Annotated in this window: 7 protein-coding genes; 4 read left to right on the top strand and 3 right to left on the bottom strand. The window is 70.0% G+C overall.

All coding sequences use genetic code 11. The features are described 5' to 3' along the window. Together KMW22_RS15180 and KMW22_RS15175 are read left to right on the top strand one after the other, a co-directional pair. The coding region (locus KMW22_RS15180) for a hypothetical protein (RefSeq protein WP_221090895.1) at positions 1–401 on the top strand (401 nt) is incomplete at its 5' end. A 279-nt stretch (positions 402–680) separates the two neighbouring features. Next, on the top strand, positions 681–3,134 hold the full coding sequence (locus KMW22_RS15175; RefSeq protein WP_221090894.1) for a hypothetical protein: 2,454 nt from the start codon (positions 681–683) through the stop codon (positions 3,132–3,134). Positions 3,135–3,141: 7 nt separating this feature from the next. Here the strand turns inward: KMW22_RS15175 and KMW22_RS15170 are convergent, their stop codons facing one another. The 3 genes from KMW22_RS15170 to KMW22_RS15160 form a co-directional block, all read right to left on the bottom strand. Next, complete coding sequence (locus KMW22_RS15170; protein WP_221090893.1) at positions 3,142–3,294, bottom strand: hypothetical protein; 153 nt, start codon at positions 3,292–3,294, stop codon at positions 3,142–3,144. Beyond that, complete coding sequence (locus tag KMW22_RS15165; protein ID WP_221090892.1) at positions 3,291–4,619, bottom strand: radical SAM/SPASM domain-containing protein; 1,329 nt, start codon at positions 4,617–4,619, stop codon at positions 3,291–3,293. Before KMW22_RS15165 ends, KMW22_RS15170 begins: the two co-directional genes overlap by 4 nt. Before the next feature lie 124 nt (positions 4,620–4,743). Further along, positions 4,744–5,715: an MsnO8 family LLM class oxidoreductase gene (locus tag KMW22_RS15160; RefSeq protein ID WP_221090891.1), complete on the bottom strand. Its 972-nt coding sequence runs from the start codon at positions 5,713–5,715 to the stop codon at positions 4,744–4,746. Positions 5,716–5,833: 118 nt separating this feature from the next. On the opposite strand from KMW22_RS15160, the gene KMW22_RS15155 reads away from it, so the two are divergent. Together KMW22_RS15155 and KMW22_RS15150 are read left to right on the top strand one after the other, a co-directional pair. Beyond that, entirely contained in the window at positions 5,834–6,016 is a 183-nt protein-coding gene (locus tag KMW22_RS15155; protein WP_221090890.1) for a hypothetical protein, read from the top strand. Between the two features lie 55 nt (positions 6,017–6,071). Beyond that, complete coding sequence (locus KMW22_RS15150; protein WP_221090889.1) at positions 6,072–6,257, top strand: hypothetical protein; 186 nt, start codon at positions 6,072–6,074, stop codon at positions 6,255–6,257. Positions 6,258–6,333 lie beyond the last annotated feature (76 nt).

The raw sequence follows: 6,333 nt of genomic DNA, 5'->3' as shown, positions 1-6,333 counted from the left end.
GCCCTGATGACGGTGATGCCGAGCGTGTATTTGAACCGCCTGCTCCGAACCTTCCTCAAGAACGAGGAATTTCTCCACCAGCACGGCTATTCACTCCGCTATACAAGGTGCAACTCCTGAGTGAGGGGTTCTTTGCGATTCAACCTCGTCAATCGGAAACGCACTCGCGTTCGAGCTGCTCCGGGCTGGATCCTCGTTGCGGCCTTCTGATGAATCGCAAGGAGAACAATGGTGTAGGCAGTTTTCAAGCGATGGAGGGCGACGGCTGCGAAAACGTCGTCTGGGGCGTCAACGCCGTCAGCCCCTTCCCAACCTCTGCCGCGCAGCTCGGCGAGTCCACCATAGGGGGCATGGAAAGAGCGTGTTTATCGAGCAATGCCCTGGGGAATTTTGAACCCTAGAAAGGCTTGACGGCCTACACGGCGAGCCCTGAGCCCAACCTGAGCGCGGGCTTTCGCCTGAGGGTACAGGGAGCGAAAAAATGTCGCCCTGGCTCCTCTCCCTGATTACTGGTGACGCCTCGGGACCACGATCCTTCTCCCCTGATAGCCGCCGAACCTCGCCCCTCCATACGTTAACCCCCCGCCTTCTGGCCTCTCATCTTCTGGTCAGCTATGAATCTGTGCAAACTCAGGATTTAATTGAGCATGGTCATACAACGGCCTCACCTGCAGCACTGGATGGCGGCTCGCAGCGGCGCGTTCGCCCAGCCTGTGTGCCTGTGGGACGACGGGCGCGCTGGGGGGGCGTTTTTCATTGAGGCCACGGGCACCGCCGAGCGGCCCCTGATCTGGCTGGAAGCCGCCGAGGGCGACAGCGCCCAGGCGCATCTGCTGGGCAACAAGCTGGCCGAAGCCGTATACCGCGCGCTGGGTGTGCAGCTGTTCGGGTACGGCATGCCCTGGACCTACGGTGTGGAGGTGCTGCGGCGCTGTGTGGACCGCCTAGGTCCCTGGGTACTGGCCTTAAGCGGCGCCCAGCACGCCCCCGAACTGGCGCGCGCCCTGCTGGCGCTACACGACGGCGAGACGGTCACGATCCTGCAGGCGCCGGAGGCCCTGGCGCCTGCGGTGCTGTACCGGGCCACCACCGCCCTGGGCCCCGCCGAACTGGCGATCCGCCCGGCCGAACTGCTGACGTGGTTTCCCCAGCCGCCGCAGGGTCAAGAGGCACTGCTGACCCTGCACATAGGGGCCCAGGGGCAACTGCGGCCCCTGCTGGCCGGGATGGCGCGGCAACTGGGCGTGCCCGTGCCGCCAGAGCCGTCGCCGGATGGCCCGCGCTTTGCCCCGGGCGAGGAAGCGCAGGTGGAACCCGCCCGCCTGCTGGACGCCCTGATTCAGCGTGGGCGCTGGCCCGAAGCCCTGGCGCTGGCGGTGCGGCTGCAGCCGGCGCGGGTGCCGGGGCTGCTGGCGCAGGCGGGGCCACACTTTCACGAACGCGGCCTGCACCACCGCCTCTATGAGCTGCTGGGCACCCTGCAGGGTGAAGTGGCCGACAGCGAGAGTGTGCTGCGCTGGCTGTACTCGGCGGCCCTGCGTACGGGCGCGGCCCGCAGCGTGTTGCCGCGCGTGGCCGCCCACCTCGCCATGCACGAGGCCCCCGAACTGCGCGCCCTGTACGCCGGCACGGCCCTGAAGCTGGACGCCCGGCGCCGCGAGGTGGAACGCGCCGCCCACGCCGCGCGCACCCCGCTGACCCTGTACTACCAGGGCCTGACCCTGGCCGAGGAGCACCCCACGGGCGCCCTGCCCCTGCTGCGCGAGGCGGTGGATTGCGCCGAGCGCGACGGCACCCCCCACGAGATCGTGCGCAACGCGCAGGCGCTGGCGGCCACCTATACCCAGACCGGGCAGTATGTTCACGCCCTGCACTGGACCGGCTACGCCCTGCGCCAGTACGACAACAACCGCCTGGGCGACTGGCAGCGCCGCCTGGCCGTGCTGAACGAGTGGACCTACACCAGTCTGCTCAGCGGGCGGCTGGATGGGCTGGCGGGCACCCTGGCCGAGGCCGAGGCGCAGCTGGCCACCGGGGCGCCGCAGGTGTTCTCGCTGTTTACCACCACGCTGGCCGACCACGCGCTGGTCAGCGGCGACGCCCGGCGGGCCCTGCGCGCCTACGACACCGCCCGGCAGGGGCAGCCGCGCACGCACCAGGGCTGGCACAGCGCCCAGGTGGTGCGCGCCCTGCTGGAACTGGACTGCCCGCAGCAGGCCCTGCGCGAAGCCGAAGAAGCGTATGTGCTCACCCAGCACGAGCCGCACACCTACGCCCGCTGGTCCACGCTGGCGCTGGGCATGGCGCAGGCGGCCCTGCACCCACAGCAGGCTGTGCCGCTGCTGGAAGACGCCATGCGCGCCTTCGAGCAGCCCCTCAAGGCCGATACGCTGGTGCGGGCCGCCGCCTACCTGGCGCACGCGCAACTGGCGCTGGGGGCCGCCGATCAGGCGCGGGCCACCATGGCCCGGATTGAGCCGCTCACCCGGGAACTGGGCGAGTCGGGGCGATTGCTGCTGGGCGGGCCCGCGCGGCACTTTGCGCCCGTGTGGAACCTGCTGGCGCCGCCGCGCACCCTGCATCTGCAACTGTTGGGCGCCGCCGAGGTGCGCTGGGCCGAGCAGCCCCTGAAGGTGCAGCCGCGCCACCTGGAAATGCTGGTGCTGCTCAGCCTGTCACCCGAGGGCCTGAGCGGCGAGCGCTTTGCTACGCTGCTCTACCGCGATGAGGGCGTGGCCCGCTCGTCCCTGAAAGCCGGGCTCTCACGCCTGCGCGACCTCGTACCGGTGGCGTCGCAGCCCTACCGCCTGCTGGCGCCGGTCAGTGCCGATTACCTGGAGGTGATGGCGCTGCTGCAGGCCGGGCGGGTGCCTGAGGCCCTGCGGCGCTACGGCGGCCCACTGCTGCCCGCCTCGGACGCCCCGGGCATCGTGGAGTACCGCGAGCTGCTACAGGAATCGCTGCGCCAGGCGGTGCTGAGCTGGCGCGACCCGGCGCTGCTGGGCGAACTGGCCGTCAAGTTGCACGACGATCTGGAGGTCTGGGAGGCGGCCCTGGCCCGGCTGGACGAGGGCCACCCCCGGCGCTCCCTGGCCGCCTCGCGCGTGCGGCAGTTGCGCGCGGCCTACGCCTGAAGGCGCCTTACCGCACAGGGCAGGCCAGCGGCGCCGCGCAGGGCGGATTCAGGTCCAGGTGGGTGCCGCCGCCGGGCAGACCCGCCCCGCCACTTTCAGCCTGGGCAGCAGAGCACCACACGAACAGCAGGGCCAGCAGCGCGCGCACAAATCGGTTCATGACAGCACCTCGAGTTGGAGGAAGTCGGGGATGGGCTCGAGCATGAGGGGCAGGAACTTCTTGAAATTGCGCTTGATATCCGGGCAGGGCTGGCGGCCATGGTCCATCTTTTCCAGCGGGCAGGCGGCGCCGTGGCACGAGGGGCGAATGGCGCAGGACTGACAGGTAGAGTCGGTCAGGGCATTGTCCTGCACCCAGGGCCGCAGCCGCGCCTGATCCAGTTCCAGGGTGCCGTCGGCGTGCAACTGGCCCACATGGTTGCGTTCGTCGTCCAGGGCCACGGTGCATTTGACCACCTGCCCCGAGGTGCGGATGGCAAAGGAGTTGGCCCGCGCGGCATAACACACGCTGCCAAAGGGGTTGAGGTTGGCGTGGCGCATGCTCAGGCCGCAGGTGCGCGCGTGTTCGTACAGGGGAATGGCGCGGTCAAAGCCGTCGTCCTGGTCGTAGACATTCAGGGCGTCGTCGCCCTCGCCGCCCCAGCGGCCCACCGGGTGGGTGTGCAGCTGAAAGCGCGGGTCGTGCCCGAAGGTGTCGCCCAGCAGGGTGATGAACGCGGGGGTCTGCTCGTAGTTGTCGGGGCTGAAGTTGATGCGCAGGGTGCAGCTGAAATCCAGCGCCGAGGCCTTCAGGAACAGCAGGTTGGCCCAGATGGTCTCGAACGACCCGCCGCCGCCCTGCAGCTGCCGGGTGCGGTCGTGCACGTCCTGCGGGCCGTCCAGGGTGATCTGAAAGTCGCGCAGGCCGTTCTCGATGAGCTGCGGGGCCAGTTCTGGGGTGAGGTAGTAGCCGTTGGTGGTGGCGTGCGCCATGTACTTGAAACCGTGCTGGGCGCTGAGGGCCGTGAAATGGGTGGAAAGTTCCTGCACCACCTCGTGCGCGTGCAGCGGCTCACCGCCAAACCACGACACCGCCAGCAGTTTCAGGCCCGGCGCGCGGCGACTGACCAGTGCCTTGACTCCCTCGCGCACCTCGGGTCGCATCTGGCCGTGCAGGAACTTCTCGTAGCAGTAGGTGCAGCGGAAGTTGCACTGCTCGGTAGAAAACAGGATCAGGTGCAGCACGTCGTCGCGGAAAAACGCCGAGAGCTGCTGGCGCTTGGCCTGCGCGAACTCGTCGGTGTCGTGGGCGATGAGGTGGCCTTCGTCGCGCAGGCGCGTGGTCAGGGGGTCGGCCGGGTCAGGCTGGGTGCGCCGCAGCAGGTCCAGGGCCCGCGCCGGGTACAGTGCCCCCTGCCCGGTGAAGGTGTTGTGCAGGTATACGCCGCGCTCGTGCCGGGCCTGCAGGGTGTAGCGCGAGCGTTTGAGCACAGGGGTCTGCGTCATGGGGACCTCCCCGTGATGCCCGCCTCAGCGGCGCGGGCACCCGTCATGGTGAGTGGCGAAAGTGAAGGTGACGGGCTGGGCCTTGCCTGGAGACGGCCCCACAGGGCGGCGGCCAGGGGGACGGTCACGCGTAGCCCCCAGGCTGGGGAGCGGGGGCGGGCTGGGGCCGGGAAAGAGAGACAGGCTGGGCGGCAAACGCCTGCGCCACCAGTTCATAGGAGCGGCGCCGGGCGGCCGGGCAGTGCGTGATGGTGAGCACCAGCAGTTCGTCGGCGCTGTAGCGGCGGGCCAGGGCCGTCAGGGCCGCGCGCACGGTGCCGGGATCGCCCACCACCAGGCGGGGATAGGCGCCCAGCACGTCCGGCAGGGCCGCCTGCGCGCTGGGGGGCGGGACCGGCTGCCCGCCAGGGGCCAGCCCCTGACCCGCGAGGTACGCCCGGTGGCTGCCAGCCAGGTGCAGCGCCTCGGCGGTGGTGTCGGCACAGACCACCGCCACCGCCAGGGCCACCCGGGGCTGCGGGTGCCGGGCGCCGCTGTGCCCGGCGCGGTAGTCGGCCAGGGGCTCCGGGCTGCCCAGCACGTTGCCGCTGCCGTAGTGCCAGCCCAGACGCGCGGCCTGCGCGGCGCTGCGCGCGCTGCTGCCCAGCAGCCACGTCTGAACCCCGCTGCCCAGGTTGTGCAGGGCGCGCTGCAGGGCCTGCAGGCGCTCGGGGAGGGGCGTGCCATCGCCACCCAGCCGGGCCACCGTCGCCTCGTCGGCGCCCACGCCGCCCGCAACGCCCAGGTCAATGCGGCCCGGGTACAGACTGTCCAGGGTGGTAAAGGTTTCGGCCACGTGCCAGGGGGCGTGGTGGCGCAGGGCCACGCCGCCCGCACCCACCCGCAGCCGCGTGGTCTGGGCGGCCACCGCCGACACCAGCACCGCCGGGGCCGGACAGGCGCTGGCGCCCGGCAGGTGGTGCTCGGCGTACCAGACCCGCCCGTAGCCGTAGCGTTCGGCGGCGCGGGCTAGGTCCAGGGCGCCTTGCAGGGCGTCGCGCGGGGTCTGCCCCGCCGACAGGGGCACCGGGTCCAGCAGGCTGAGTTGCACCGTCATGTGGCCCTCCTTTAGCCGAAGTTCACCCTGCCGGGGGTTGCCGGGGGGTTGCCAGCCCCTCCACAACCCCCCGGCAACCGGCCGGGGGCTTCACTGGGGGCCAAGGAGGTGAAGCACCGTGAGTCAAGGCCCCAAAGGGTCAAAACGCCCGGACGAGCGCCGCCCGGATGAGCGCGCCCCCTCGCCCACCCCACGTCCGCAGGAGGACCCCCTGCTGCCGGACCTGGGCCCCGGGCTGGGGATTGTCGAGCCGGGGCTCGATGAGGAAGGCATCCTGATTGACATCATGTGCAAGGGCTGAGCCCAGGCGGCGGCCCGCACCCGTCTTCTTTCCATTCTTCTTTGAGGTGATGAACATGGCGAACGAGAGCAAAAAGGCGAAGCTGGATCTGCAGGCCCTGGAACTGACCGACGACGGCAAAGTGGTGATTGATGATCCCGAGTTGTTCGCCGCGCTGAGCGACCTCAAGGCCACCGGCCAAGTGGACGAGGAAGGCATCACGGACATCAACATCTACAAGTGCGGGGCCGCCGCGCTCTAAACGCGCGGGCCTTTGCCCTGGGGGGTTTCGTTGGCCACGCGCCGCGAAATCCCCTGTTGCCATTTCCGATGCTCCC

The organism is Deinococcus aquaedulcis (assembly GCF_019693445.1).
GTDB classification, from domain to species: Bacteria; Deinococcota; Deinococci; order Deinococcales; family Deinococcaceae; genus Deinococcus; species Deinococcus aquaedulcis.
The sequence above is the reverse complement of the archived record's forward strand: the minus strand, read 5'-3'. Positions and strand labels throughout refer to the sequence as shown.